Origin of the sequence: Cupriavidus sp. SHE (genome assembly GCF_000812445.1) — a bacterium.
Taxonomy (GTDB): Bacteria; Pseudomonadota; Gammaproteobacteria; order Burkholderiales; family Burkholderiaceae; genus Cupriavidus; species Cupriavidus metallidurans.
Genome location: NZ_JWMB01000064.1, coordinates 32,802 through 58,409, shown reverse-complemented (window position 1 = coordinate 58,409; position 25,608 = coordinate 32,802). Strand labels below are relative to the sequence as shown.

Below are 25,608 nucleotides of genomic sequence, written 5' to 3'. Positions count from 1 at the left end.
AGCGAATGACTGAAGGAAAACTGGCCGGCAAGGTGGCGATTGTCACCGGGGCCGGTAACGGGCTCGGCGCGCACTGCGCGACTGTGCTGGCGGAGCATGGCGCACGCGTGGCGGTAGTGGATATCCGCCTCGACGCGGCACGTGAAGTCGTCGCCGCCATCGAGGCAAAGGGCGGTACCGCCATGGCCGTCGAAACCGATGTGAGTGCCGAAGACGCCATCCGGCGGATGGTTGCCGCCGTGGTTGAGCAGTGGGGCCGCATCGACGTGCTGCATAACAATGCCGCTGCGCTGGACCTGAAGACGCGCTACGCAGACCGCGACGTGTGCAACGTTGAGATCGAGGCCTGGGATCGCTCAATGGATGTGAATGCGCGTGGCGCCATGCTTTGCTGCAAGCACGTCATCCCGGTAATGCTGCGCAACGGGGGCGGCTCGGTGATCCACAGCTCTTCCGGCTTCGGCGTGATGGGCGATGCTACCCTGACCTCCTACGCTTGCTCCAAGGCTGCGCTGCTTGCGCTGAGCCGGATGGTGGCTGCGCAGTACGGCAAACAGGGCGTGCGTTCGAATGCGCTGGTGATCGGCTTCGTACTCAATGAGCATGCGCAGAAGGAAGTGCCGGAAGAAATCAAGCAGATCCTGCTAGCGCAGCACCTGACGCCAGAGCTGGGAAGCCCGCGGCAGATTGCCGATGTGGTGGCCTTCCTTGCCAGTGATGAGTCCGCCTTTGTGACCGGGCACACGATGATGGTGGATGGTGGCTTTACCAGCCATGCACCATCGCTTGTGCCGATCCGAGAACTGTTCGCGCGCAAGGGCGACAACAAATGGTGAGAATACGATGAGCCTGACCGTACATTCGATGATCGTGCGCGACTACGTGCACATGCTGCGCAATATGCTGGGCTGGCTGGACAAGGCCCAGGCCCATGCTGACAGCAAGGGTTTTGACAGTGCCAACTACCTTGACATGCGCCTCGCACCAGATATGCTGCCGTTTTCGCGCCAGGTGCTGATTGCGTGCCAGATTGCTGTGCTTGGGGTTGAGCGCTTCAGCGGCGTGGGCGCGCCACGGCGGGAGCACGAAGATGCCTCGGTGCAAGACCTGCGCCAACGGGTCAGCCTAGTGATCGATTTCCTAGACACAATCACGGTCGGGCAGATCGACGGCAGCGCTGTCCAGGAGTTAGTGGTGCCGCAGCGCGGCAAGCCTGCGCTGGAATTCGACCGTTCGGGCTTTGTGCGCTGGTCGCAAGGGAACTTCTTTTTCCATGCGACGATGACGTACGGCTTATTGCGGCATGCCGGCGTGGAGTTAGGCAAGGCGGATTTCTTGGGCCTAGCTTGACGCGGGGTAACGTACCGTACGGCGAAAGCGGGGATCCGGGGCAACCAGATCCCCGCTTTCTTTATGGCGACATACAGGGCTTGCGCGTGGCGGCCTCGAATGCCTTAAGGTCAAAGCCAGGCTCCGCAGCCTGCGCCGGGGTCAACTGGGGCGTGCGTGACAGCACCTTGCGTGCGGCCATGTGGTCGGCTGGCCTGTTGCAGGACTCGACCGCAATCAAGCGACCCGCACGGAAGCACAACACGGTCAGTTGGCGCGCGTCGGCAGAGCCCAGCAGCACGGTCTCGTCGTGCTGGTCGGACAAGCCCGCGATCTGCAGCTTAAGGTCTTGCTGGTCCGTCCAGAACCAGGGCAGGGCGGCGTAGGCAGTAGGCTTGCCCATCAGCCGTGCGGCGACATTGCGCGCCTGGTCGACCGCGTTTTGCACCGATTCCAGCCGGATTGCCGACGCGCAGTACGGGCTCGGGAAACTCACGGCGTCGCCAATGGCGGAGATGGCCGGATCGTCGGTCAGCAGGTGTTCGTTGACACAGATGCCGTTATTCACGGACAAGCCCGCTTCGGCCGCAAGCTCCGTGTTGGGCAGCACTCCAATGCCATAGACCACCAGGTCCGCCGGCAGCCTGCGGCCGTCACCAGTCTCTATGGCGACTACCCTGCCGGCTTCGCCGTGGATGCCGGCAACCGTCTGGCCGAAATCCAGCTTCACGCCCCAACCCATGTGGGCCTCGCTGAACAGCGCAGACATCGGCGTGGACAGGGCGCGCGCCATCGGCCGGTTGCCCAGTTCGATGACATGCACTGACACGCCTTTGGCAGCGGCTACGGCGGCGAACTCCAGCCCGATGAACCCGGCGCCGATTACCACAACATGCCGCGCGGCCGCTAGGCGTGGTGCCAGTGCGTCGGCGTCAGCGAGCGTGCGGATACCGAAGACACCATCAAGGTCTGCACCTGACACCGGCGGCACGCGATTGCGCGCGCCGGTGGCGAGCACAAGATGATCATAGGCCACGCGCTCGCCGCCGGATAACTCTACGCAGCATGCATCGCGGTCGATCATCGTTACGTTCGCTGGTACGCGCTTCACGCTTTGCTGCTCGAACCATTCCAACGGGCGGAAACGCAGCGCCGCCGTGCTGATCTTGCCCAGGAGGTAGGCCTTGGATAGGGGCGGCCGCTGGTACGGCACGCCCGGTTCGTCACCGATCAGAGTGACATGTCCCACATAGCCTTCCTGGCGCAGCGAAGCCGCCACCTGATAGCCGGCTTGGCCGGCGCCTACGATCACCACATTGTTCAGAGACATCAGATTTCTTTCGCCAGGTTCAGGTTGTTGAAGTTGGGATAGCGGCCGAGCGGCAGCAGCATCATTGCACCTGCGGCGAAGACTGCCGCGCAGATTGCCAGCATGGCCGAGTAGGAGCCCGTGGCCGTGTAGAGTCGCCCGAAAAGCCACGGCGTGAGGGCTGAGGCGATGGTAATCAGCGCAACATGCACGCCGAACAGGCGCCCGTAGTCACGCATGCCGAAGTAGCGCGCCGTCAGGTATGCGGCGATATCGAACTCTGCGCCAGCGCCAATGCCTACCAGCAGTGTTGCCAGCGTCAGCATGCCGGTCTGCTCGGCTCCGCTGGTGGCAAGCAGCAGGCAGCCCAGGGCCGGCATGGCAAGGGCAATGGTCGCCACGCCGGGTGCCCACAGGCGGTCGATCAGGTAGCCGACGAGAATCCGCCCGGCGATCAGCGACAGGCCGAAGGCGCCGAATACGTGACTGGCGTCGGCGGCGGACAGGCCCTTGTCACGCAGCAGCGGTACGGTATTGCTGACCATCGACACCATCGCCCCCACCACCATCGCCAGCGCAATATTCAACGCCCAGAAGCGCGCCGAGCGGATGCCCTGGCGAAAGCTCATGCCGTGGGTAGATGGCAACGGTGCCTTACCACTTGCCTCGGTCTCCAGTTGTTCTGCCGGGCTTTGCAGCCATCGCAGCACCAGTGGCAAGACCAGCACCAGCGGAAGCAGCGCAAGCAGCAGGAAGGCGGCCTGCCAGTTCCAGCGCGCAATCGCCCAGGTGATCGCGGTTGGCAGCAGCGTGGCCGACAGGCCAGTGCCCGACAGCATCAGCGCCAGTGCCAGTCCGCGATTGCGCTCGAACCACAGGTTGACGAGGTGTGTCCAGGTGATGTGCATAGTCCCCATGCCGGCGACCGGCAACAGCGCACACATCAGGTAGAGCCACCAGATCGATTTCCCCATCAGAGTCATTAGTGCAAAGGCCGTGGACAGCGCCACCGTGGACGCCGCAGTAACCCGCCGCATACCCCAGCGGTCGTTGAACCACCCGACCAATTGGGCGCCGATTACGGCGCCGCCGAACAGGAAGCTGATGGCGGGCTGCAACTCGCCCCGGGACCAACCAAAGGCGTTTTGCAGCGGAATCATCATCGCGCCAAAGGCATACAGCATCGATGCATTGGCGGCTACTGCCAGTCCGAGCATGGCAAGCACGATAATGCGCCAACCGCGTCGGAACTCGGCGAAGTCAATGGCGGCGGATGGTGGGGGGCGGTTGGGGCTGGACATCGGCTGTCTCCTTCGTCGGTTTGATGACCAACTGACGATGCGTCGCGGGATGCGATGATCAGGTCAGTTGGCCTTAACGACTGTTATTTCTATATAAGAATAGTATTCTACATACAGATGAAATTGATTGGCTCGGTAGATGCCCTATGACACCGGTGCCGTCCCGTTACGGCTCGCGCACCAGCAGCACGCTGCCGCCGAGCGGACCGCCGCCGGCAGCCGCTACCGCGACTTGGTGCTGGGCGATCTGCCGCGCTCCCGCACGGCCCCACAGCTGGCTACAGGCCTCGTGCACGTAGCCGAGCCCGTGCGTCCGGCCGGCTGACAGTTGGCCGCCATTGGTGTTGATCGGCAGACTGCCTGTGCGGGAAATCCGCTTTCCGCCTTCGACGAATGCACCGCTCTCACCGCGCGGGCACAGCCCCAGGCCTTCCATCCACAGCATTGTCAGGATCGAGAATCCATCATAGAGTTGCGCGTTGCCGACATCCGCCGGTTTCAGGTCAGTACGCGACCACATCATGCGGCCGACGTCGAAGCAGGCCATCTCCGTCAGCGAAATTTGATCCCAGGACCACGGTTGGTGTAGTGCCGAGCCGATGGCCTCAAGCCGGATCGGCGCGTTCGGCCCATGCTGCGCAACGTCCGCCCGTGACAGCACGATGGCGGTGGAGGCGTCGCAATGCACGTCACAGTCAAACATGCGCAGCGGCGACGAGATCATCCGCGATGCCATGTAATCATCCATTGTCATCGGCGTGCGGAACACCGCCTTCGGATTGAGCGCAGCATTGGCGCGGCAGGTCAGCGCGATCTGCGCCAGTTGCTCCGGTGTGGTGCCGTACTCGTGGAAGTGCCGCTGCGCATAAAGCGCCATCAGATTGACCCCCGACACCACATTGAACGGCGTGTACCACTGCCAGAAGTAGCTGCCGTCGCGGCCTACCGTCTTGCTGGTGAGTGCGCTGGCCGCCTTGTTCTTCGTGCGGCCGCTGGCCTCGGTGATGGTGCGGAACACTAGTACGTGGCGGCACAGCCCCGCCGCAATTGCCATGGCGCCATTGATCAGCGCCGTCAGTGGGCCGGGTCCTTCGTAGCCGGCGCCGTACCAGTTCACGCGCAAGCCCAGCACGCTCATCAGTGCGTTGGGTCCCACCGGCGAGAAGGGATTTCCATTGTCGTTGTCGCCGGGCCAGCACGCGATGCCATCGATATCGGCGCGCGTGAGGCCGGCATCGGCGATTGCTTCCAGCGCAGCGTCAACGCTCAACTGCATGGCCGAGCGGCCGGAGGGCCGCCCAACCTCTGACTGGCCGATGCCCGTGATGGCGACGTTCTTCTCGTAAAGATGCTCTTTCACGCTCAATTCCCCGCCTCGTCGTCCCGTTGTGCCGTTTGCTCTGCCTCGAACAGGGGCAGCCAGACATCCTCGATCTGCTCGAACTTCACCTGTACCCGCATGCCAATGTGCACCTCATGTGGCGTACTTCCGACGATGTTGGTCACGAAACGCAGGCCCGGGCGTTCGTCGAGTTCGACGATGGCGACCACATATGGCACCGGCAGGTCTGTTGCCCAGGGTTGGTGATTGATGGTGAAACTCGCCACGGTGCCGCGGCCGGAAACGGCCCGGGGCCCCACTGCTGCGGAGAGGCAGCGCGGGCAGACCAGTGCGGGCGGATGGAACAAATGCTGGCAGTCCTTGCAATGACAGATGTTGAGCACCCCGTTGGCGCCGCCTTGCCAGAATGGCGCGGTATCGGGGGTCAGGAGCGGGAGCTTTCTCGGCATGGATCCGGGTTGATCGTCAGACGTTGGTGGCAATCAGCGGTTGACCGCCTTCGGTGCTAATCATAATATATGAACACAAATCGAAAAAATGTATTGAAACAAAAAAGGGCCAATGAGCCCGGCTCGCCATGGCAAGCACCGGAATCCGGGCCCGTGACGACACCTTCGGAGACAACCAGCATGCTCTCGCAGTCCCCCAGGCCTTCGTTCCATTCTCGCGTCATCGTCACCGGTGGCCTCGGTGTTCTCGGCCGCAGCGTCGGTGCCGAACTGGCTGCGCGCGGCGCCCGCGTCGCACTTATCGACCGTGTGCCGGCCACGGACGTGCCAGGTGCGACGCTAGTGGTCGGCGGTACTGATCTCGCGGATGGCGGCAGCGCGGCAGCGGCATTCGCGCACGCATCGCAGCAACTCGGTGGAGTCGATGCACTGGTCAACGTCGCGGGCGGCTTTGCGTGGGAGTCGTTGGAAGACGGCAGCGTGCTGACCTGGGACCGGCTCTATGAGATGAACCTGCGAAGCGCTGTCGTCGCTTGCCAAGCGGTCCTGCCTCACTTGCAGCAGGCTGGTGGGGGACGCATCGTCAATGTGGGCGCGCTTGCCGCGCAAAAGGCGGGGGCGGGCTTGGGCGCCTATGCCGCCTCGAAGGCAGGCGTCGCACGCCTAACGGAGGCGCTGGCGGAGGAGCTCAAGGATCGGGGCATCGCGGTCAACGCAGTGCTGCCAAGCATCTTAGACACACCTGCGAACCGCACCGCGATGCCCGATGCCGACGCCTCCCGGTGGGTAGCCCCAGATGCTCTCAGCGCCGTCATTGCCTTCCTGCTGTCGGACGATGCACGTGCAGTAACCGGCGCCTGCCTGCCGGTGGCAGGGAGAGTGTGATGACGGCGCTCTCATCTTCCCTGGCCGCGACTGCTGCCGGCGCATGGGCGCAACAGGACGATGCGGTGTTGGGCTGGAATGACGGCTTCCTACTTGGTCTTGCGGCGATGGACTCCACCCATCGCGAGTTCGTCGACTGCGTCGCGGCGTTGCAGCGCGCGGCGGACGCAGACCTTCCCGCGCGGCTGGCGGACTTCGCACGGCACGCGGTCGAGCACTTTGCGCAGGAAGAGCAGTGGATGGCCAGCACCGGTTTTCCCGCCGCGCAATGTCATACCGATGAACATGCGGCTGTACTGAACTCGGTGCGTGAAGTCCAGGCCTTGCTAGACGGCGGCGCGGAGGGCCAGGTTGCCCGCGACCTGGCACGCGCATTGGCCGACTGGTTCCCCGGTCATGCCGATTACATGGATGCAGCGCTCTCACACTGGATGAGCAAGCGTATGCATGGCGGACTGCCCGTGGTACTGCGGCGGCGTGCCCCGGCAGCCCTCGATTTTCCCACCTGAAACGAGATCCATCCGATGAGACTAGTCACTTTCCAGGGCGCGGATGGGCAGCACCGCGCCGGCGCCCTGTTCAATCAAGACGAAGCCGTGCTCGACCTGCGGATCGCGAGCCAACTGGTGCGCGGCGGTGATGGTGCAGCGCTGACGAGCGTGCAGGCGCTGATCGAAGGCGGCGAGGCTGCATTGGCCGAGGCGCAATCGCTGCTGGCGCGCACGCCGTCCGACGCAGTGGTGGCGCGCAGCGCGGTGAAATTGCTGGCGCCGGTGCAGCCCCCCACGCAGATGCGCGATTGCTCCTGCTTCGAGTTGCACCTGCGCCAGTGCTTTGCCGCAGCACGCCGTGCACGCGCGTTGCAGACTCCGGACCCCGAGGCAACGCTGAAGGCCATGAACACACGTGCCGATGACCGCGTTATCGATGCCTTCAATCGCCAGCCCATCTACTACAAATGCAACCGCTTTGCCGTGATAGGACCCGACGATGACGTAGTCTGGCCTGACTACAGTGAGCAGCTGGATTTCGAACTCGAGTTCGGTTGCTATATCGCTGGGCGCGCCAAGAACGTGCCGCGGGACCGTGCAAGGCAGTACATCTTCGGCTATACCATCTTCAATGACGTCAGCGCGCGCGACGCGCAAGCGAAGGAAATGAGTGGTATGTTGGGCCCGGCCAAAGGCAAGGATTTCGATACCGCCAACGTGATGGGTCCGTGTCTGGTAACCGCTGACGAACTCGGCGACCCATATGACCTCACCATGATCGCACGCGTCAACGGCGAGGAGTGGGGGCGCGGCAACACCCGCGACATGCGCTGGCGGTTCGAGGACGTCATCGCGCATATCTCCCGTTCAGAGACGCTGTATCCGGGGGAATTCCTCGGCTCAGGGACTGTCGGCAACGGATGCGGATTGGAACATCTACGTTTCCTCAAGCCTGGCGATGTGGTCGAGCTGGAGGTGGAAGGCCTCGGCATCCTGCGCAACCGTGTCGTGCTTCCCTCCGCGGTCGCCGACCTGGCGGCGCAATGAGGGCCAGCTTCACCGGCAGGCAGCGCCGTCGCGTGCTGCCGAGCCTGCTGCGCACAGTCGCCACCATAGCATGCAGTGCACTCGTCGCGGCTGCGCCCGTTCGCGCTGCCGGACAGGACTATCCGGCGCGGCTCCTAACGTTTGTGGTGCCGTTCACGGCCGGAGCAGTGCCAGACGTCTTCGTGCGCGCCGTTGCCAACGAAATCACGCGCACCACCGGCATTCCGGCCATCGTCGAGAACAAGCCCGGCGCCGGATCGATGCTGGCGGCGCGCACGGTGGCCAAGGCCGAGCCCGACGGCTACACCGTGCTGGTCACCGGCAACGTTGTGTTCACTGGCAACCCGCATACCTTCCGCAAGCTGCCCTATGACCCAGTCGCCGACTTCACGCCGGTCACCACGCTCGCCAAGGGGCCGATGTACCTGTACGTGAACCCGCGGAAGCTGCCGGTGGCCGACACCGGGCAACTGCTGCAGACGTTGCGGGCTCATCCGGGCAAGTTCAATTTCGCCTATACGAGCATCACCAGTCGGCTGCCGGCCGAGCTGCTGCAGCAATCGATGGGTGTCAGGATCCTCGGCGTGCCCTATCGCAGCGGGGCCTCGGCGCTGCCCGACCTGGTCAGCGGACAGGTCGACATGCTGTTCACCGATCTCTCTGCGCTGCCTTACGTGAAGTCCGGCCAGCTGAAGGTGATTGCCACCACGGATCTCCGGCGCAGCCCCCTGACCCCTGACGTGCCGACCTTCGAGGAGGCGGGCATCAAGGGCATGGACATCGGATTCTGGCTCGGCGCCTACCTGCCCGCCCACGCACCCTCGGCGGCGGTGACGCGGCTTCAGCAGTTACTCACCGGCGCAACCAAAGCCGCCGAGGTTAGGCGCGTGTATCAGACCTGGGGCACCTTCGAGTTCTTGCTTTCGCCGGCCGAGCTGGCGAAATTCCAGGCGCGGCAGAGCACAGACTGGGGACGGATCATCCGAGCGGCAGGAATCCAGCCGGAGTAAGACCACGGCACAGCCCCGGCCGGAACCAGCGGTATCGCCCATGACATGATGCGGAGACAGCGGTGAGCAATGCACAAGACCAGAGTCCTCAGGCGAACGCCGGCAGCCAGGACATCCTGTCCGGCCTGCGAGTGATCGACCTTGCCACCGGGCTTGCCGGAAGTGCGGCTTCGCTTTACCTGGCGGAAGCCGGAGCCGAGGTGCTGAAGATCGTGCGCCCACGCACGGATGCCGAACGTGACGCGGTGCTGTACCGCGTGCTGGATCGCGGCAAGCGGCGTGTGGCGCTGAACCTGTGCGATGCCGCCGGGCTGGCTGCGCTGGATGAACTTCTTGCCGGTGCCGACGTGCTGGTGCACGATCTGACGCCGAGTGAAGCCGCCGGCTTCTTGCTGGCCGATGCAAATCTCAGGCAGCAGTACCCCTCGCTAGTCATCGCATCGGTGGCAGGCTGGCCGCCGCGCCATTCTATGGCGAACGAGCCTGCGCGCGAGACCCTGGTGCTGGCACAACTTGGGCTCCTTGACGAACAACCCGGCCACCGGCCCGGGCCGGTCTTTATCCGCATGCCGTTTGCCAGCTGGATTGCCAGCTGGCTGCTCGCTGTCGGGGTGATGGCACGGCTGATTGCGCGTGACCGCGATGGCTGCGGCGGTGTGGCGCACACCAGCCTCGCGCAGGCCGCGCTGGTGCCAATGACCATGCACTGGTCGCGCGCGGATAAGCCGAGTCCGGCCTTTGCCAAGGGACTCGACAAGTCCGTGCCGATTCCGCTCCACCAGTGTTCGGATGGCCGCTGGATTCATGTCCACTACTCGCCCGACGCGGCACCGTGGATGGCGCAGGGTCTGGCGGAAATGGGCGAAACGGGTGTGGCCCACGCGAATGCGCAGTGGCCACCGAGCCATGTCGCCCCGAACTTCGGCGCCAACAAGGCCATCATCGCCACGCGCCCCGCGCAGGACTGGGTCGAGCATTTTTGGGCGCACGACGTTGCCGCGCAGATTGCGGTGCCTTTCGGCGAGATCTATGCGGACGAGCAGGCGCGCCAGAATGGATACGTAGTTGCCGTCGACGATCCCGGGCTCGGCACCTGCTGGCAGCCCGGCCCAGCGATCACGATCGCCCCCCCGGCCCGCGTGCGTGGCCCGCTGTCGCAGGTGGTAGAGGATGCGACGCCGGCGTGGACTGCGAAGCGCAATAAGGCGCAACCTGCTGTGGCGCAACCGGCGGAAGGGAGTGGCGCGATAGCGCCGCTGCACGGTCTCAGGGTACTGGATCTCGGCGCCTACCTCGCTGGCCCGTTCGCCTGTATGGTGCTGGCGGACCTCGGTGCCGACGTGATCAAGGTCGAGCCGCCCGCCGGCGACGCCATGCGCCGGTTAGAGCGAATCTTTGCCGGAACGCAGCGCGGCAAGCGGGGCGTTGCGCTCAAGCTTGGCACCCCCGGCAGCCAGCCGGCCTTGCGGGCGCTGGTCGACTGGGCCGATGTGGTCCATCACAACGTGCGGATGCCCGCTGCGCGCAAGCTCGGCATCGCACCCGAGCAACTACGCGCAGGCAAGCCGGAGCTGGTGTGCGCGCACGTTAGTTCCTACGGCCCAGCCGGCCCCCGTGCGGACTGGCCCGGCTTCGACCAGTTAATGCAGGCGGCCTGCGGCTGGGAGGTGGAATGCGGTGGCGCCGGCAATGCGCCGATGTGGCTGCGGTTTGGGGTAGGCGATCATCTGGCGGCCTTGTCGTCGGTGTTTGCTGTGCTGCTGGCGCTGTACCAGCGCTCGCGCACCGGCCAGGGCCAGGCGGTGGCGTCTTCACTGCTCGGCGCGATGCTGATGACTGCCGGTGAGGCCGTCTGCCGGCAAGACGGCAGGCTGACGCCGGTGGCACAGCTAGATGCGGAGCAGACCGGCCTCTCGCCGACGCACCGGCTCTACCGCTGCCGGGATGGCTGGGTTGCCGTCGCCGCACTGGCCGCGCAGGAGGCACAGGCGCTGATGGAGTTGTCCGACGATGACCCCGCCTCCTTTCTGTCTGCGTTGGACGTGCAGGCCGCCCTGACAGCATTGCAGAACGCCGGCGTGCCTGGTGCTCCGGCGCTGGAGGCGCAGGCGCAGCCATTCCTCGACAGCGCGGCACACGCCGCTGCCGGCCTGCACGCCCACTATCCCCATGCCGCATACGGCAACCTTCAGCAGGTAGGAGCCCTCTGGGATTTCGGAGAGCTGCCACTGTCCATCGACCGGGCGCCCCCGGCGCTCGGAGAACACAGCCGCGATGTGCTGTCGATGCTTGGTTTCAGCAGCCAGCAGATCGACGAATTCGCCGCACAGGGACTGATCGCCTGAACGGACCCTGAACATCGAACGGAGATACGCAATGAATGAACTGGATTTCTCGGGCAAGACCGTCCTGGTGGTGGGGGGCTCCAGCGGCATCGGCAACGGTATCGCACAGTCCTTCCGCAAGCGTGGCGCGACGGTACACGTATGGGGAACGCGTCCGAATGCCGCCTCCTATGCCAACTCGCAAGATTCTCAGCTGGACGGCCTGCAATACGCGCAGGTGGACGTGGCCAAAGCGCACAACGTCGAAGCCTGCGCGCTGCCGTTCGAGCGGCTGGACGTGCTGGTGCAGGCGCAGGGCACCGTGCTGTACGACCGGCAGGAATTCCAGGTGGACGGGTTTCGCAAGGTGCTCGACGTCAACCTGACTAGCCTGATGGCCTGCGCGGACAAGTGCTACGCGGCGCTGAAGGCGGCACGGGGCGCGATGATCGTGGTGAGCTCGGCTGCGGCGTTTCATTCGACCCGCGGCAATCCGGCTTATAACGCGTCCAAGACCGGTGCATTCGGCCTGACGCGCACGCTGGGCGAAGCTTGGGCGCGCGACGGCATCCGCGTCAACGGCATTGCGCCGGGGCTGGTCGATACCAAGCTGACGCGTGTGACCACGGGCAACGCCAAGCGGCTGGAGGGCGCGTTGCGCAACATTCCGCTGGGCCGCCTCGGCACGCCCGAAGACATGGCGGGCGCGGCGCTCTTCCTGGCATCGCCGTTGTCGGCCTATATGCTCGGCCAGACCCTGCTGGTCGATGGCGGCATGTTGCTGGCCTGACGCAGAGAACGAAAAGAAGGAGACAGCATGTCCTGGGATTTTGAAACCGACCCCGCCTTCCAGGCCGAACTCGACTGGATCGAGGCGTTCGTGCGCGACGAGGTGGAACCGCTGGAGCACGTACTTGGCAGCCCGTGGGATATTCATGATCCGAAGTTCATCAAGCTGGTGCGCCCGCTGCAGCAGCGCGTCAGGGAGCGCAAGCTGTGGGCCTGCCACCTCGGGCCTGAACTGGGCGGGGCCGGCTATGGTCAGGTAAAGCTCGCGTTGATGAACGAAATTCTCGGCCGGGCCTTGTTCGCGCCGATCGTCTTTGGGTGCCAGGCGCCGGACTCGGGCAATGCCGAGATCCTGGCGCACTACGGCACGCCGGAACAGAAGGCGCGCTACCTGACGCCACTGCTGGCCGGCGAGATCGTCTCCTGCTTTGCGATGACGGAGCCGCAAGGCGGCGCTGACCCGCAGGTATTTGCCACACGGGCGGTGCGCGACGGCGATGACTGGGTGCTCAGCGGGCAGAAGTGGTTCGCTTCCAATGCACGCTATGCGGACTTTTTCATTGTCATGGCGGTGACCGATCCATCGGTATCGGCATACAAGGGCATGTCGATGTTCATCGTGCCTGCCGGCACGCCGGGGCTGCGGATCCTGCGCAATGTCGGCATGGCCGATGAACCCGCCGCGACCCACGCCTACCTGGAGTTCGACCAGGTCCGGCTTCGCCCGGACCAGATGCTCGGCGCGCCGGGCGAAGCCTTCGTGGTGGCGCAGGTGCGGCTGGGCGGCGGGCGTGTGCACCATGCCATGCGGACCATCGGACTGGCGCAGAAGGCGCTCGATGCGCTGTGCGAGCGCGCGCTGTCGCGCCATACGCAGGGCAGCCTGCTGGCCGACAAACAGATGGTGCAGGAGAAGATTGCCGATTCGTGGCTCGAACTTGAACAGTTCCGCCTGCTGGTAATGCGCACCGCGTGGCGGATCGACAAGTACCAGGATTACCAGAAAGTCCGCAAGGACATCGCGGCGGTCAAGGCCGCCATGCCAAAGGTCCTGCACGATATTGCAGCGCGCGCCCTGCACGTGCACGGCTCGATTGGCGCTTCGACGGAAATGCCCTTTGCCGGGATGATCTCGCGCGCGTTCCAGATGGGCTTGGCCGACGGTCCTACCGAGGTGCACAAGATCACTGTGGCCCGGCAACTGCTGCGCGACTACGCGCCGAGCGACACGCTGTTTCCCGCCTATCACCGGCCCACGGCAGCCGCAGCCGCCCAGCGCAAGTTCAGCGCCGTACTCGGCTGACAGGGAGACATCATGACGAATCACGCATGGCAGGAAGCAGTGGATCTCCCCCGGCTGGCGGCATGGATGGATACGCACCAGCTCGGCAGCGGCCCCATCGCGGATCCGGTGCCGCTGGCCGGTGGCACCCAGAACATTCTTCTGCGCTTGCGGCGTGGCGAGCAGGGGTTCGTGCTGCGCCGACCATCGCTGCACGCCGGACCGGAGATACGCGCCACCATTGGCCGCGAAGCGCGGGTGCTGGCTGCACTGCGCGGCACGCCGGTGCCGCACCCGGCGCTGTTCGCTTCGTGCCTGGATGAATCCGTGCTGGGTACGCCGTTCTACCTGATGGCGCCGGTGGAAGGGTTCAATGCCTCCGGCACGCCTCTGCCCGCCATGCATGCTGCCGACGCCGAAGTACAGCGGCGCATGGGTTTCTCGATGGTCGATGCGTTGCTGCGCCTGGGCGAGGTCGATCCGCAGGCAGCCGGCCTGGCCGATTTCGGCAAGCCGCAGGGATTTCTGGAGCGGCAGGTCGCGCGCTGGCGGGCCCAGCTGGCGCAATACGGTGCGCATGCGGGCTGGCCCGGGCCCGATGCACTGCCAGGCGTCGAGGCGGTTGCGCAATGGCTGGAAGCCAACCGCCCGACGCCGTCGCGCACGGGCATCCTGCATGGCGATTTCCATCTCGCCAACGTCATGTTCCGCAACGACGGGGCAGAGGTCGCCGCTGTGATCGACTGGGAACTGGCCACGGTGGGCGACCCGCTGCTCGACTTGGGCTGGCTGGTGGCAACCTGGCCCGATGCGAACGGTCGCGGCGCGGGCAGCATTCGCGTCTCGCCGTGGCATGGCTTTCCCGCGGCGAGCGAGCTGGTGGCCTACTACCGCGAACGCAGTGACCGCGACCTCGGCGCCATCGACTGGTATGTGGTGCTGGCCCGCTTCAAACTGGGCATCCTGCTCGAAGGCAGCTACGCGCGCTCTTGCGCCGGCAAGGCCTCCGTCGAGCAGGGCGAGCAGCATCATGCTTCGGCACTACGGCTGCTGCTGCAGGCGAGCGAACAGATTGCCGAGCTGGCCTGAGCGGCCGCCGGCGTAACCCGAACATCGAGAGGAGACAGAAATGGATATCAATGGAAAGCGCGTGATCGTCACCGGGTCCGCCAGCGGCATTGGCGCCAGCGCGATCAAAGCTCTCGTGGCTGCTGGCGCGAGGGTGGCCGGCATGGACCTGGCCGATGAAGTGGGCCAGGCGGTGGCATCTGCTGCCACGCAGGCAGGACCGGGCGAGGCCCGCTACCAGCGTTGCGACGTCAGCCGCAAGGAAGATGTAGACGCGGCGTTCACTGCCGCCGTGGACTGGCTCGGCGGGCTCGATGCGCTGGTCAATATCGCCGGTGTGGAGCGCAAGTCGGCGGCGGAATCGATTTCGCAGCAGGACTGGGATCTTATGTTCGACGTCAATGCGCGGGGTACGCTCAATACCAATCAGGCTGCTTTCGTCCATCTTCGCGAGCGCGGTGGACGGATCGTCAACTTCGCGTCGGCCGCCGGCGTGATGGGCGTACCGGGCCTGGCGCATTACTCTGCGGCCAAGGCGGCCGTGCTGGGGTGGACTCGCACCGCGGCCAAGGAATGGGGGCGGTATGGCATCACCGTCAACGCCATGGCACCCGCGATGTGGACACCCATGTACGAGAAGTTCCGTGCCCGCCTCGATGACGCTCAGCTGCAGGCGCATGACGCGATGATGGCCCAGCAGGTGCCGCTAGGCGGCCGCCTGGGCGACCCGGACCGCGACATGGCGCCGGTGCTGGTGTTCCTGGTCAGCGACGGTGCCCGCTTCATCACCGGCCAGACGTTGGCGGTCGATGGCGGGCTGATGATCCCCTGACGGCGGGTACGCGCATATGGCTGAACGTCTGAAGGGTCAGGTCGTGCTCGTGACCGGTGCCGCCAGCGGCATTGGCGCCGCCACGGCGCGCGCCATGGCGGCCGAAGGTGCGTGCGTGGTGCTGGCCGATATCGACGCCGTCAACGGCATGCGGCTTGCCGGCGAGCTGGAAGGTACGAGCTTCATCCGCACCGACGTCAGTGTCGAGGCGCAGGTAGCCGCGGCCGTTGCTCACGCGATCGAGCGCCACGGCCATCTTGACTGCATGGTCAACAACGCAGGCCTGGTCGGTGCCTTCGGCTCGATTCTGGAGACCTCGGCCGAGGCCTGGCATGCCACGCTGGCCGTGCTGCTGGACAGCGTCTTTTACGGCATCAAGCATGCCGGGCGCGCCATGGCCGTACGCAAGCGTGGCTGCATCCTGTCGGTGGCCAGCACTGCGGGGGTGATCGGCGGATTGGGGCCGCATGCCTATACCACGGCCAAGCACGGCCTGATCGGGCTGACCCGCTCGGCCGCCTCGGAACTTGCGGCGCACGGCGTGCGCGTGAACGCGGTGGCGCCCGGTACAACGGTCACCAACATGATCGTGCAGGGCCGGGGCAGCCTGGAGGCGGCGCTCGACGCCGCAGCGCGGTCTTCACCGCTGGGCACGCCGCTGATGCCGGAGGAAATTGCCGCGGCCCTGGTCTACCTGGCCAGCGACGACGCGCGCCACGTCACCGCGCACACTCTGGTGGTGGATGCCGGGGTGACCGTAGCTGGCGGCGCCGGCAGTGGCCAGTTTCATACCCGCGCTGCCGGTTTCATGGGGACGATGCCGTCTTCATCACGCAGCGACCAGACGACAGGGTAGTCCACGCTAGCCGCCCCTTACGGGCGGAGCTACACCGGCTGTTTACTTTTTTGGCCTGAGCAATGCAGGCAACTTCACAAAAGCAATGAGGATATATTCATGCTGATCGACGTTCACGCTCACCTGTTCACCCCCGGCATGCTCAAGCGGCACGACTTCTGGGGTCCGTTCATGAAGACCAAGGGCCTTACGGTCGGCCATTTCTCGCTAGGCACCACACAACCTTCCAAGGCAAAGGACGACGATGAGGCCGAGGCGAACCTGCTCGCGCGCATGACGCATGACGCCCGACGCAAGCTGATGGCCGAGCGTGGAGTGGACAAGCTGGTGCTGTCGACGCCGTCACACGCCTTCATGTACTGGGCCAGCGAGTTTGGCACCGAGTACGCGAAGATCTGCAACGACGAACTCTCGGCATTCTGTGCAGAGGATCCCGAGCACTTCGCGTTCTGGGCGCATGCCAACCTGGCGGATCCGGCCGCGGCGGTGCGCGAGATCGACCGTGCCGTGACCAAGCTCGGCGCCAAGGGCCTGTGCGTCGGCGGCGCGAATTTCAATGGCCTGGAGGCCCATAGCGAAGCGCTGTTCCCAGTCTGGGAAAAGCTCGAGTCGCTCGACGTGCCGATCATGGTGCATGGCTTCAACCAGTCGATCTACTGGGGCGAAAAGCATACCGACGACAAGTTCGAGACCACCTCCATCGTTGGCGACTGCGTCGATGAGACCCTGTTCTTCTGGTACCTGATCAACGGCGGCGCGCTGGATGCCTTTCCCAACCTGAAGACCTACATCACCCATGCGGGCGGCATGGCGGTATTCCAGCTCGGCCGGCTGAACGACCTGAATCGCGTGATGGCGCCCGACTCGCGCAACCAGCGCCCGCTGGCAGATTACCTACCCAACTTCTACTTTGACCTCGACGTGCATGCGCCAGGGCTGCGTCGTGGCGTGGTCGAGGTAGTCGGCGTCGACAACTTGCTGTATGGCACCAATTTCGGCGGTGCCTACGATCATGGCGACCTGACCGCGGGGCTGGGTCTGGCTGATTCCGAGCGCGAGAAAATCCGCAGTGGCAACGCGCTCAGGCTGCTCAAGCTTGACGCCAGGGAGCCAGTTGCGGCTTGAAAAGCGGCCATTCACCCTCCCCCGCAAGGGTCTCATGGAGCAAGTTTGATGCACTACGGCAACTGGTGGACCGTTGCGCTGTCGGAGTCGGTTAACGACAAGACACCGCTGGCGGTGGTCTGCGACGGTGAGGAGATCGTGCTGTTTCGCGGGTCCGGCGGGGAGGCCTGTGCGCTGGAGGACCGTTGTCCACATCGGCGCGTGCCGCTCGCACTGGGAACGGTGAAGCCGGGTGGCCTGCAATGCGGCTACCACGGCTGGACCTTCGATGGCGCAACCGGCGCCTGCACGGCCATTCCGAATCTGCACGCCGACGAGCGCGTGCCTCCCCGTTACGCGGCCCGCGCGTACAGCGTTGCCGAGGGGCAGGGCTTCGTGCATGTCTGGATTGGCGCCGGCGCGCCGTCCGACGAACTGCCAAGTGCCGCGTATCTGGCCGAGGGGCGCGAGTTCACCGGCACGGCGATTGCCAATATTGCGTACGACGAGTATCTGGCCGTCATGCTCGATGGGCCGCAGTGCCTGCTTGCGTTCGAAGGCGTGCGGATCACCGACTTCTTCCTCGGCGATACCCGCACCGAAGACGGCCGCATGGTGCTGGATCGCGGTGCGGTGTGGAAGGCCGGCATGCTGCCCCCGGCCTTCGTGACCGACCACCCGTTGATCGTTCGCACCACGCTGCCGTTGGCCGGCGGCGGCATCCGGGTCGAACTGCTGACGGCTGACGAAGAGCCGGTGGTGACGGTGTACATCGGCGCCAGCGCCAACCTGCGGGGCACCACCAGCTTATGCTGGCGGGGCTATCTGCATCCCCGCCGCGTGCAGGCGGCTCCGCTGCGCTGGAGTGCCGCACGCGTCGCAGGCCGTCCTCCATTCCGGGTGGCGGACGCGATCGACGGTGCCGCCATTGCTGCCCTGCTGGTAGCGCCGTCGCGCGAGCTCGTTGCCGCGCGTGCAGCGTATGTACCTGCCTCGCTGCCCGAGCAGCGCCAGGCCTGACCCAAGGAGGTTCACGATGCAGACCCCGTCCACAAATTCCAGCCAGTCAGACCCAGCCGCCGGTCCGGCGGCGGCCCGCCGCGCGCCGCCGCGGCGCGATTGGACCCCCGTCAACTACGACCTGCGCGACGCCTGGTTTCCCGTGTCGCACAGCCGCGATGTCAGTGAGAGGCCTATCCGGCGCATCATCCATCGGCAAGCGTATTTCCTGTGGCGCGAGAACGGTGTTGCACAGGCGGCCGAGTTTCGTCCGGACCTGCTGCGGCAACACTCTTCACAGGCAACGGCATTTACGGGTGGCTCCGGACACTACCCTGTGCTCGAGCGCTACGGCTACGTATGGGCCTGGTATGGCAATCCTGACCATGCCGATGCCCTGTTGATCCCGCACATTCCATTTCTGCCGCTGGACGGAAATCTGCCTGCCTATACGCGCCGTACGGTGCGCTTCGATGCCTCATCGGCGTTGTCTGTCGAGAACCTGATCGACCTCACGCATGCTGACTTCTTGCATGCCGGCACCATCGGGGACGGTCTGTCCGAGTCCGACGTGGTGGAAGTGGAGTGGACGTCGGAGACCGTGACGCGCACGCGTACCGTCACGCAGAAATCGGTGGCGCCAATCATGCGCTGGGTCGGCGGGGTGCGTGCCAGGTATCAGGATTTTCGTGCCGTGCTGCATATCCACCTGCGCAGCAATGTGTGCATCTCGTACCCGCGATTCCGTCCCGGCTACGATGTGCCCAACCTGCAGCCCTTCCTTCCGGTGGGTCAACATCGCTCGCGCTGCGACGTCACTTTCAATACGACGGCCGCGCCGGCTCCATTGCGCTACGTCATGCCCCGCATCGCCTTCGTGATCCAGCCACAGGACAATTCGGTGGTGCGGCCGCAGAACCAGCGCTACTTCGAGCCCGGCGACCGACCGGACCTGCACTCCCGCTTCGACACACCGGGAACGCGCTACCGCTTCCAGATGGAGCAACTGGCCGCGCGCCAGCGTGCCGGTGATTTCGCGTACGGCTCGGATGCCGATCCCGGGCGGGATATCTGCGGGTTGCTGGGCATGCATGACTAGGGTCTGAGGGATCAGACCCTCTTAGCTGTTACGCCCGCAACGCCGCGAACTGCGGCGTAGTGGGCGAGTGGGCGAAGAATCCGCCATCAACCGACCACGCCTGCCCGGTGATCCAGGCCGAGCGGTCCGAGGCAAGGAAGGCGACCATCTCGGCAATGTCCTCCGGCTGCCCAAGGCGGCCTGCGAGCTTGTGCGCCTCGATGACATCGCGCATGGGCGGCGGCAGCGCACGCCGCATCGGGGGCGTCAGCACCGAGCCCACCAGCAGCGCATTGCAGCGCACGCCTTGCGCGCCATACTGGGTCGCCACGTAACGCGTCAGGGTATTGATCGCACCCTTCGATACGGCGTAGGCGGTCTGGAAGACATCGCCGGCCAGCGAAGTCCCCGAGCTGATATTGATGATGGAGCCGCCGCCGGCCGCAATCATTGCTGGCACCGCGTGCTTGCACATCAGCATCGTGCCGCGTGCGTTGACTGCCATCACGCTGTCCCAGACGTCGGCCGACATCGAGGCCACGTCGCGGTCATCCGGCAGCCCTTTCATTGCCGCGTTGTTGTCCAGGATGTCGAGTCGGCCATAGGTGCGCACCGCAAACGCGATCGCGGCCTCGATGCTCGCCTCGGAAGCAAGATCCAGTTCGCAGGCCCGTACCTCGAGACGTTGCTGGCGCAGATCGTATGCGATACGTTCGCCGTCTGCGCCAGGCAGGTCTGCGATCACCACGCGCGCGCCGCACGCCGCGAGCTTGCTCGCAGTCGCGGTGCCTATCGCACCGGCTCCGCCACTGATCAGGGCGACTTTTCCGTACAGGTCTTCAGATTGCTTGTGCATGGAAATATGTGAGGGCAGAAGAACAGGCGGCGTAGTCCGTTGACTTGCCGCAGACGTTACAGGTTGGCGATGAACGCCAGTGCATCAAGGAAGAACGGATGGGTGGGGTCGGCCAGTGCCTGGAGCACGTCCAGGTGGTCACAGCCGTCCACTGCGTGGAGAGGCATGCGCCGCCGCGGCGTTTCGAAGGCCCGCGCATAGCAGGCCGCCTGGCGATGGAACTCGGCAGTCTCCGCGCTGCCGACGGCGAGCCACTGCGTGGCATCGGTGGCCGGTGGGTGCCGCAGGGGGCTCGCCGCACGAGCTTCCCCTGGGCTCATGCGCAGGTCCTGGTTGACCGAGGTCGGGCACAGTGGCTCGAGGTCATAGAGGCCCGAAACCAACAGTGCACCATGCAGCATGTGCGATGGCAGGTCGTCTGCCAGACCAGGCCAGTGCGTGGCCATCATTCGTGCGGCGAGATGAGCGCCGGCCGAATGCCCGGCGACGATCCAGCGCTTGCGCGTGCATTGCAGCACCGGTGTCTGTCGCCACAGCCATGCCAGCGCGCATTGCGCTTGTCCGACAATCTGTTCCACCCGCACGGCAGGACAGAGCGTGTAGTTGACCAGCGCCACTGAAATTCCGTGCTCAACGAAGGGCTCGGCCACGAAGCTGTAGAGTGACTTGTCCCCGCGCTGCCAGTAGCCGCCGTGGAAGAAGACCAGCAATGGCGAGTCGTCTGCCTTTGCGGGAAACAGGTCAATGCGATCGCGCTCGCCCGGTCCGTAGGCCAGGTCAAGCTGGCAGCCTGCACGGCTGCGGAATGCGGCCGAGCGCGCAATCCACTCCTGCAGCATGCCGGTCTCAAAGTCCGGCCGCAAGGCGCGCATATTGAACTGGACCTCAATCTCTGCATCAATGTGCGCGTCGATGACACCGGTCATGCTGCCTCCTTCACTGCGGTGCGAAGCCCAGGGCCTGCCGGAAGCGGTTCTTTACGTAGACGCCATCGCGCGGCGGCAGCGCGCGCGGCAGTTCGTCGGCCTTGATATGGACTTGCGCAAGACCCATGCCGGAGCGCGCGTTGACTTGCGCCGCCAGTGTCTCGACCTCGTCGATGTCCCAGATCTCGCGCGCCTGCTCGATGCCGCAGGCGCGAGCCACCTGCGCCAGGCGGGTGCCCAGGCTTGTGTGGCTGCGCTGCATGCCGGTTTCGCCGAAGTGCCCGTTGTCCAGTACCACCAGCGTCAGGTTGGGCGGCTGCTGGGCGCCGGCCGTTGCCAGGCCGCCGATTCCCATCAGCTGCTCGCCGTCGCCGGTGATGGCAATGACGGGGCGTTCCGGCTGGGCCAGGGCAAGTCCGAGCGAAATGGCGGTGGAACCGCCCATCGCGCCCCACAGATAGAAGTAGCGGTCGGAATCACCGGCGGCGAACACGTCGTAGCTGGGCGAGCCCAGGCCGGTCACGACAAGTGCATCGGCGCACAGCGCCAGCAGGCGTGCGACGAACTTGCGGCGGTCAATGGTGACGGATGTTTGTTGGCTCATTTGCGTTCCCATTTCTTGCGTCCGACCAGGCGCTGCGACAGCAGCACGGCGACCTGCTGGCCGCCCTCGAAGGCCGCATCCAGCCCGGCTGCAACCAGGTCCTCGACCTCTTCCGGGGTGGAGGCGCGCAGCACGGTGATTCCCATCAGCTCCAGCGCGGCCTGGGTGCTCTGGCCCATCGGACACTGCCACGGGTTGAACTCCGCGTACTCGCCGCGCATCGTCACCAGCGTCAGGAACGGGAAGCGGCAGCACTGCAGCAGCGAGAACATGTTCACGCAGTTGCCCACGCCGCTGCTTTGCATCAGCAGCACCGCGCGCTGGCCGCCCAGCCACGCGCCGCTGACCAGCGCAACGCCTTCTTCTTCGGTGGTCAGCACCACGGCGCGCATGTCGGGGGCGGAATGGACGCGATTGATGACGTGCGCGTGGCCCGCATCGGGCACATAGGCGACCTGCCGCACGCCGCCTCCCTTCAGGGTGGAAAAGATGCTCTCCTGCCAGCTCTGCGCCGGCGCTTCGGGTTGGTTCATGTCTCCTCTCGGGTCGATCGATTTGTGATGACCATCGTAATGGGATACCGGCATCCACCGCCAATAACAAACATTGCTGGCAGCATCAGCTTTCGTCATGGCGTGCCGGCATGCGCTCAGCGCATGACGAACGGATTCGTGTTGCCGGCGCCGGTGTTGATCCAGACGCTCTTGGTCTGCAGGTACTCGCGGATGCCCTGTGCGCCGTTTTCGCGGCCGAGGCCGGAGTCCTTGTAGCCGCCGAAGGGCGACATGAAGCTGACGGCGCGATAAGCATTGACCCAGACCGTGCCGGCCTGCAGTTGCTCCGAGACGCGGAAGGCGCGGCCGATATCGCTGGTCCACACGCCCGCGCCCAGGCCGAAGCGCACGTCATTGGCAATGCGCAGCGCATCTTCCTCATCCTTGAAGCGCAGGATCGACAGCACCGGGCCGAACACTTCCTCCTGGGCGATGCGCATGCGGTTGTCGACATCGCTGAAGATGGTCGGCTCGACAAACCAGCCGCGCCCGCATTCTGGCCTGGTGGCCACGCCGCCGCCCAGCAGCAGGCGGGCACCTTCTTCCTTCGCGATCTGGATGTAGCTGAGCACCTTGTCGTATTGCGGCCGCGTGGTGACCGGGCCAACCTGGGTGTCCGCCGACATCGGGTCCCCCATGCGCGCGGTGCGGGCCAGCGCCAGCAGGCGCTCGACGAATGCGTCGTGAATAGTGTCCTGCAGCAGCAGGCGCGATCCGGCAATGCAGGTCTGGCCGGTCGCCGCGAAAATGCCGGCGACGGCGCCGTTGACCGCGTCGTCGAGATTGGCATCGGCAAACACGATATTGGGCGACTTGCCGCCGAGCTCCAGACTAACGTGCTTAAAGTGGCGGGCGGCCGCTTCGTTGATGGCTCGCCCGGTGCTGTCGGCACCGGTGAAGGTGATCTTCCTCACCAGCGGATGCTCCACCAGCGCGGAACCGACCTCGCGCCCAAAGCCGGTGACGACATTGACGACCCCGCGCGGGAAGCCGGCTTCCTCAAACAGCCGGACGAACTCCAGCGTCGAAGCCGAAGTAAACTCGGATGGCTTGATTACCACGGTGCAACCGGCTGCCAGCGCCGGGGCGATTTTCCACGCCATCAGCAGCAGCGGGGAATTCCACGGCGTGATGGCGACAACCACGCCAAGCGGCTCGTTGCGCGTGAAGTTGAAGTACCCCTTCTTGTCCAGCGGGATCACGCTACCTTCGATCTTGTCGGCCAGGCCGCCGAAGTAGCGGAACCACTGCGGAATATAGTTGAGCTGTCCAAGCATTTCGGCCAGCAGCTTGCCGTTGTCGCGCACCTCGGTCTCGGCCAGCCGCTGGGCGTCGCGCGCAATCAGGTCGCCCACGCGATGGAGCAGCGCGCCCCGCTGGGTGGCGGTGAACCGCGGCCAGTCGCCGCTGCTGAAGGCGTGGTGCGCGGCCTGCACCGCGAGGTCCGCATCGACCGCATTGCCCTGTGCGATGCGAGCCCAGGGCTCGCCAGTGAAGGGATTGTGGGAGTCGAACCATGCGCCGCCCTGCGGCGGGGCATGGTGTCCGTCGATATAGTGGTTGTACTGCTGCATGGTTGTCTCCTCAGTGCGGCTTGCTCTGACGTCAGGCTGCTTCGTCGACCACCGGGTTGCGCAGCGTGCCGATGCCTTCGATGGTGATTTCGCAGACGTCGCCACCCACCAGCGGGCCCACGCCGGAGGGCGTGCCAGTCAGGATCACGTCGCCAGGCAGCAGCGTGACCGCCTGGCTCAGGTACGAAACGATAAACGGCACGCTGAACAGCAGGTCCGAGGTGTTGCCGTCCTGCCGCGCGGTGCCATTGACGCTGGCCTGCACACGCAGCCTCCCGGCATCCAGGCCGGTGGCGATCACCGGCCCGAGCGGGCAAAAGGTATCGAATGCCTTGCCGATCAGCAGGCAGCCGTAGGGCATCTCGCGATTCTGGATCACGCGCTCGCTGACGTCGTTGGCGCAGGTGTACCCGAACACATGCTCAAGCGCTTTTTCCTCGGCGATACGCCGGCCCTTGCGGCCGATCACAATCGCAAGCTCCGCTTCGTGATGCACTACCTGCGCTTCCCGCGGGCGTACGACAGGTTCGTCCGGTCCCACCACGGCCGTGCTTGGCATCATGAAGAACTGCGGAATCTCGGGCGTGCGGGCGCCGGCTTCCGCAATATGGCCCACGTAGTTCATGCCCACGGCAAACAGGCGCGGGGCGGGTAGGGGAGACAGCAGGCGCACCTCGTCGAGCTGGTCGGTAGTGCCAGCCCGCTGCAATGCGTTGAATGGCGAGCCGACCAGACGCTTCAGGCAATCGCCCTCAAGTACGCCATAGTGGATGCCGTCGTGATGCTGGTAGCGTGCGATCTTCATCGGGGTTGCCTCAAAGTTTGCCAAATTCAAGGAAGGCGTCATACGGATCGCGGCCCCCGCGGATCGCCGTGCGCATGCGCGAATCGGTGCTCATGGTCTTGACGGTCTCGGTGATAACGAACTCCGCATGCTCCTTGTCAATCAGCAGGGTGCCGTCGCGATCACCAAGGATGTAGTCGCCCGGCGCGATCGTGACGCCGCCGATCACAACCGGCACATCGGTCGCCTCCAGCTTCCAGCTGCCCACGATGTCGATGGGGCTGGTATAGCGGGCAAAGACCGGGAAGCCGATCTCGCAGATCTCGTCGGCGTCGCGCGACCCGCCATCGATGTAGTAGCCGCGGATGCCACGCTGCTTCAGGGCTTCGGCAGCCAGGTCGCCCATGGCCGAGCGGGCGTGGTCGTGCGGCTGGCACACCACCACATGTCCGCGCGGCGCGCCGGACAGGACCTTCGAAATGAAGAGTTCAAGCGACTCGCTGACGCTGATGGTGGGGTCGGCACGGCCGGTGACCGTGAACACGGGGCCGGCGATCTTCATCGCCGGATCGAGGCCGCGGATTTCTCGCGGAAGTTCTCGCACAGGAAGGCCGTGGATGCGCAATACATCGAACAGGCCGGGGGTATTGCAGGTTGCCAGTTGATCGGCCAGGGAAGTCATGGTGGGTCGCTCCGGTCGCTGCGTTGGTGGGAGGGACGGCGGCTTACCAGGCTGCGCAGGCGCCACCGTCGACAGTTGAATTTGTGGCGTGGGCCATTTTAGGTAGGCCCGGATCGGTCTGTCGAATGACAAA

The 25,608-nt window shown here is 65.1% G+C and carries 26 protein-coding genes; 15 read left to right on the top strand and 11 right to left on the bottom strand.

The window, feature by feature from the left end; translation table 11 throughout:
* Positions 1–5 precede the first annotated feature (5 nt).
* Together RN01_RS28470 and RN01_RS28465 are read left to right on the top strand one after the other, a co-directional pair.
* Entirely contained in the window at positions 6–836 is an 831-nt protein-coding gene (locus tag RN01_RS28470) for an SDR family NAD(P)-dependent oxidoreductase (RefSeq protein ID WP_017510664.1), read from the top strand.
* A gap of 7 nt (positions 837–843) precedes the next feature.
* Entirely contained in the window at positions 844–1,350 is a 507-nt protein-coding gene (locus RN01_RS28465) for a DUF1993 family protein (RefSeq protein ID WP_017510665.1), read from the top strand.
* 61 nt (positions 1,351–1,411) lie between these two features.
* Here the strand turns inward: RN01_RS28465 and RN01_RS28460 are convergent, their stop codons facing one another.
* The 4 genes from RN01_RS28460 to RN01_RS28445 all read right to left on the bottom strand — a co-directional run bounded on the left by RN01_RS28460 (position 1,412) and on the right by RN01_RS28445 (position 5,730).
* Positions 1,412–2,659: an NAD(P)/FAD-dependent oxidoreductase gene (locus tag RN01_RS28460; protein ID WP_017510666.1), complete on the bottom strand. Its 1,248-nt coding sequence runs from the start codon at positions 2,657–2,659 to the stop codon at positions 1,412–1,414.
* Entirely contained in the window at positions 2,659–3,939 is a 1,281-nt protein-coding gene (locus tag RN01_RS28455; RefSeq protein WP_017510667.1) for an MFS transporter, read from the bottom strand. The genes RN01_RS28460 and RN01_RS28455 overlap by 1 nt, the downstream gene beginning before the upstream one ends.
* Before the next feature lie 166 nt (positions 3,940–4,105).
* Entirely contained in the window at positions 4,106–5,299 is a 1,194-nt protein-coding gene (locus RN01_RS28450; protein ID WP_017510668.1) for a thiolase family protein, read from the bottom strand.
* A gap of 2 nt (positions 5,300–5,301) precedes the next feature.
* The gene (locus RN01_RS28445; protein ID WP_017510669.1) at positions 5,302–5,730 is read right to left on the bottom strand and encodes a Zn-ribbon domain-containing OB-fold protein; all 429 of its coding nucleotides are present in this window, start codon (positions 5,728–5,730) and stop codon (positions 5,302–5,304) included.
* A gap of 180 nt (positions 5,731–5,910) precedes the next feature.
* On the opposite strand from RN01_RS28445, the gene RN01_RS28440 reads away from it, so the two are divergent.
* The 13 genes from RN01_RS28440 to RN01_RS28380 all read left to right on the top strand — a co-directional run bounded on the left by RN01_RS28440 (position 5,911) and on the right by RN01_RS28380 (position 19,516).
* Positions 5,911–6,615, top strand: a complete 705-nt coding sequence (locus RN01_RS28440; protein WP_017510670.1) for an SDR family NAD(P)-dependent oxidoreductase — start codon at positions 5,911–5,913, stop codon at positions 6,613–6,615.
* On the top strand, positions 6,615–7,124 hold the full coding sequence (locus RN01_RS28435; protein WP_017510671.1) for a bacteriohemerythrin: 510 nt from the start codon (positions 6,615–6,617) through the stop codon (positions 7,122–7,124). The genes RN01_RS28440 and RN01_RS28435 overlap by 1 nt, the downstream gene beginning before the upstream one ends.
* Positions 7,125–7,139: 15 nt before the next feature.
* Entirely contained in the window at positions 7,140–8,153 is a 1,014-nt protein-coding gene (locus RN01_RS28430) for a fumarylacetoacetate hydrolase family protein (protein ID WP_017510672.1), read from the top strand.
* Positions 8,150–9,163 (top strand): tripartite tricarboxylate transporter substrate binding protein, encoded by a 1,014-nt coding sequence (locus tag RN01_RS28425; protein ID WP_017510673.1) that lies wholly within the window; start codon positions 8,150–8,152, stop codon positions 9,161–9,163. The genes RN01_RS28430 and RN01_RS28425 overlap by 4 nt, the downstream gene beginning before the upstream one ends.
* Before the next feature lie 62 nt (positions 9,164–9,225).
* A complete protein-coding gene (locus RN01_RS28420) occupies positions 9,226–11,508 on the top strand; it encodes a CoA transferase (RefSeq protein ID WP_024569001.1) in 2,283 nt (760 codons plus the stop codon).
* A gap of 31 nt (positions 11,509–11,539) precedes the next feature.
* Positions 11,540–12,277: an SDR family NAD(P)-dependent oxidoreductase gene (locus tag RN01_RS28415; RefSeq protein ID WP_017510676.1), complete on the top strand. Its 738-nt coding sequence runs from the start codon at positions 11,540–11,542 to the stop codon at positions 12,275–12,277.
* 27 nt (positions 12,278–12,304) lie between these two features.
* Positions 12,305–13,579 (top strand): acyl-CoA dehydrogenase family protein, encoded by a 1,275-nt coding sequence (locus RN01_RS28410; RefSeq protein ID WP_017510677.1) that lies wholly within the window; start codon positions 12,305–12,307, stop codon positions 13,577–13,579.
* Positions 13,580–13,591: 12 nt separating this feature from the next.
* Entirely contained in the window at positions 13,592–14,647 is a 1,056-nt protein-coding gene (locus RN01_RS28405; protein ID WP_017510678.1) for a phosphotransferase family protein, read from the top strand.
* Between the two features lie 40 nt (positions 14,648–14,687).
* Entirely contained in the window at positions 14,688–15,458 is a 771-nt protein-coding gene (locus tag RN01_RS28400; RefSeq protein ID WP_017510679.1) for an SDR family NAD(P)-dependent oxidoreductase, read from the top strand.
* 16 nt (positions 15,459–15,474) lie between these two features.
* The gene (locus tag RN01_RS28395) at positions 15,475–16,314 is read left to right on the top strand and encodes an SDR family oxidoreductase (RefSeq protein WP_017510680.1); all 840 of its coding nucleotides are present in this window, start codon (positions 15,475–15,477) and stop codon (positions 16,312–16,314) included.
* Between the two features lie 99 nt (positions 16,315–16,413).
* On the top strand, positions 16,414–17,439 hold the full coding sequence (locus RN01_RS28390) for an amidohydrolase family protein (RefSeq protein WP_017510681.1): 1,026 nt from the start codon (positions 16,414–16,416) through the stop codon (positions 17,437–17,439).
* 48 nt (positions 17,440–17,487) lie between these two features.
* On the top strand, positions 17,488–18,438 hold the full coding sequence (locus RN01_RS28385) for a Rieske 2Fe-2S domain-containing protein (RefSeq protein WP_017510682.1): 951 nt from the start codon (positions 17,488–17,490) through the stop codon (positions 18,436–18,438).
* Between the two features lie 16 nt (positions 18,439–18,454).
* Positions 18,455–19,516 carry a hypothetical protein gene (locus RN01_RS28380; protein ID WP_017510683.1) on the top strand — a complete coding sequence of 354 codons (1,062 nt, stop codon included), beginning with the start codon at positions 18,455–18,457 and terminating at the stop codon, positions 19,514–19,516.
* Between the two features lie 28 nt (positions 19,517–19,544).
* Here RN01_RS28380 and RN01_RS28375 read toward each other — a convergent pair whose 3' ends face one another.
* The 7 genes from RN01_RS28375 to RN01_RS28345 all read right to left on the bottom strand — a co-directional run bounded on the left by RN01_RS28375 (position 19,545) and on the right by RN01_RS28345 (position 25,475).
* On the bottom strand, positions 19,545–20,351 hold the full coding sequence (locus tag RN01_RS28375) for an SDR family NAD(P)-dependent oxidoreductase (RefSeq protein WP_017510684.1): 807 nt from the start codon (positions 20,349–20,351) through the stop codon (positions 19,545–19,547).
* A gap of 56 nt (positions 20,352–20,407) precedes the next feature.
* Positions 20,408–21,277 carry an alpha/beta hydrolase gene (locus RN01_RS28370; protein ID WP_017510685.1) on the bottom strand — a complete coding sequence of 290 codons (870 nt, stop codon included), beginning with the start codon at positions 21,275–21,277 and terminating at the stop codon, positions 20,408–20,410.
* A gap of 10 nt (positions 21,278–21,287) precedes the next feature.
* Positions 21,288–21,881: a thiamine pyrophosphate-dependent enzyme gene (locus RN01_RS28365; protein ID WP_017510686.1), complete on the bottom strand. Its 594-nt coding sequence runs from the start codon at positions 21,879–21,881 to the stop codon at positions 21,288–21,290.
* Positions 21,878–22,414, bottom strand: coding sequence for a thiamine pyrophosphate-binding protein (locus tag RN01_RS28360; protein WP_024569000.1), 537 nt, complete (start codon positions 22,412–22,414; stop codon positions 21,878–21,880). The genes RN01_RS28365 and RN01_RS28360 overlap by 4 nt, the downstream gene beginning before the upstream one ends.
* A 116-nt stretch (positions 22,415–22,530) precedes the next feature.
* Complete coding sequence (locus RN01_RS28355; RefSeq protein WP_024568999.1) at positions 22,531–24,009, bottom strand: aldehyde dehydrogenase; 1,479 nt, start codon at positions 24,007–24,009, stop codon at positions 22,531–22,533.
* A gap of 31 nt (positions 24,010–24,040) precedes the next feature.
* Positions 24,041–24,814 carry a fumarylacetoacetate hydrolase family protein gene (locus tag RN01_RS28350; protein ID WP_017512695.1) on the bottom strand — a complete coding sequence of 258 codons (774 nt, stop codon included), beginning with the start codon at positions 24,812–24,814 and terminating at the stop codon, positions 24,041–24,043.
* Positions 24,815–24,824: 10 nt separating this feature from the next.
* Complete coding sequence (locus RN01_RS28345) at positions 24,825–25,475, bottom strand: RraA family protein (RefSeq protein WP_017512696.1); 651 nt, start codon at positions 25,473–25,475, stop codon at positions 24,825–24,827.
* Between the last annotated feature and the right edge of the window lie 133 nt (positions 25,476–25,608).

Coding starts and splice junctions, on each gene's coding strand:
- RN01_RS28455 (WP_017510667.1), bottom strand. CDS start 3,939: ATGTCCAGCCCCAACCGCCCCCCACCATCCGCCGCCATTGACTTCGCC.
- RN01_RS28380 (WP_017510683.1), top strand. CDS start 18,455: ATGCAGACCCCGTCCACAAATTCCAGCCAGTCAGACCCAGCCGCCGGT.
- RN01_RS28385 (WP_017510682.1), top strand. CDS start 17,488: ATGCACTACGGCAACTGGTGGACCGTTGCGCTGTCGGAGTCGGTTAAC.
- RN01_RS28345 (WP_017512696.1), bottom strand. CDS start 25,475: ATGACTTCCCTGGCCGATCAACTGGCAACCTGCAATACCCCCGGCCTG.
- RN01_RS28435 (WP_017510671.1), top strand. CDS start 6,615: ATGACGGCGCTCTCATCTTCCCTGGCCGCGACTGCTGCCGGCGCATGG.
- RN01_RS28465 (WP_017510665.1), top strand. CDS start 844: ATGAGCCTGACCGTACATTCGATGATCGTGCGCGACTACGTGCACATG.
- RN01_RS28375 (WP_017510684.1), bottom strand. CDS start 20,351: ATGCACAAGCAATCTGAAGACCTGTACGGAAAAGTCGCCCTGATCAGT.
- RN01_RS28405 (WP_017510678.1), top strand. CDS start 13,592: ATGACGAATCACGCATGGCAGGAAGCAGTGGATCTCCCCCGGCTGGCG.
- RN01_RS28425 (WP_017510673.1), top strand. CDS start 8,150: ATGAGGGCCAGCTTCACCGGCAGGCAGCGCCGTCGCGTGCTGCCGAGC.
- RN01_RS28400 (WP_017510679.1), top strand. CDS start 14,688: ATGGATATCAATGGAAAGCGCGTGATCGTCACCGGGTCCGCCAGCGGC.
- RN01_RS28350 (WP_017512695.1), bottom strand. CDS start 24,814: ATGAAGATCGCACGCTACCAGCATCACGACGGCATCCACTATGGCGTA.
- RN01_RS28410 (WP_017510677.1), top strand. CDS start 12,305: ATGTCCTGGGATTTTGAAACCGACCCCGCCTTCCAGGCCGAACTCGAC.
- RN01_RS28360 (WP_024569000.1), bottom strand. CDS start 22,414: ATGAACCAACCCGAAGCGCCGGCGCAGAGCTGGCAGGAGAGCATCTTT.
- RN01_RS28415 (WP_017510676.1), top strand. CDS start 11,540: ATGAATGAACTGGATTTCTCGGGCAAGACCGTCCTGGTGGTGGGGGGC.
- RN01_RS28370 (WP_017510685.1), bottom strand. CDS start 21,277: ATGACCGGTGTCATCGACGCGCACATTGATGCAGAGATTGAGGTCCAG.
- RN01_RS28430 (WP_017510672.1), top strand. CDS start 7,140: ATGAGACTAGTCACTTTCCAGGGCGCGGATGGGCAGCACCGCGCCGGC.
- RN01_RS28440 (WP_017510670.1), top strand. CDS start 5,911: ATGCTCTCGCAGTCCCCCAGGCCTTCGTTCCATTCTCGCGTCATCGTC.
- RN01_RS28460 (WP_017510666.1), bottom strand. CDS start 2,659: ATGTCTCTGAACAATGTGGTGATCGTAGGCGCCGGCCAAGCCGGCTAT.
- RN01_RS28445 (WP_017510669.1), bottom strand. CDS start 5,730: ATGCCGAGAAAGCTCCCGCTCCTGACCCCCGATACCGCGCCATTCTGG.
- RN01_RS28390 (WP_017510681.1), top strand. CDS start 16,414: ATGCTGATCGACGTTCACGCTCACCTGTTCACCCCCGGCATGCTCAAG.
- RN01_RS28355 (WP_024568999.1), bottom strand. CDS start 24,009: ATGCAGCAGTACAACCACTATATCGACGGACACCATGCCCCGCCGCAG.
- RN01_RS28470 (WP_017510664.1), top strand. CDS start 6: ATGACTGAAGGAAAACTGGCCGGCAAGGTGGCGATTGTCACCGGGGCC.
- RN01_RS28395 (WP_017510680.1), top strand. CDS start 15,475: ATGGCTGAACGTCTGAAGGGTCAGGTCGTGCTCGTGACCGGTGCCGCC.
- RN01_RS28365 (WP_017510686.1), bottom strand. CDS start 21,881: ATGAGCCAACAAACATCCGTCACCATTGACCGCCGCAAGTTCGTCGCA.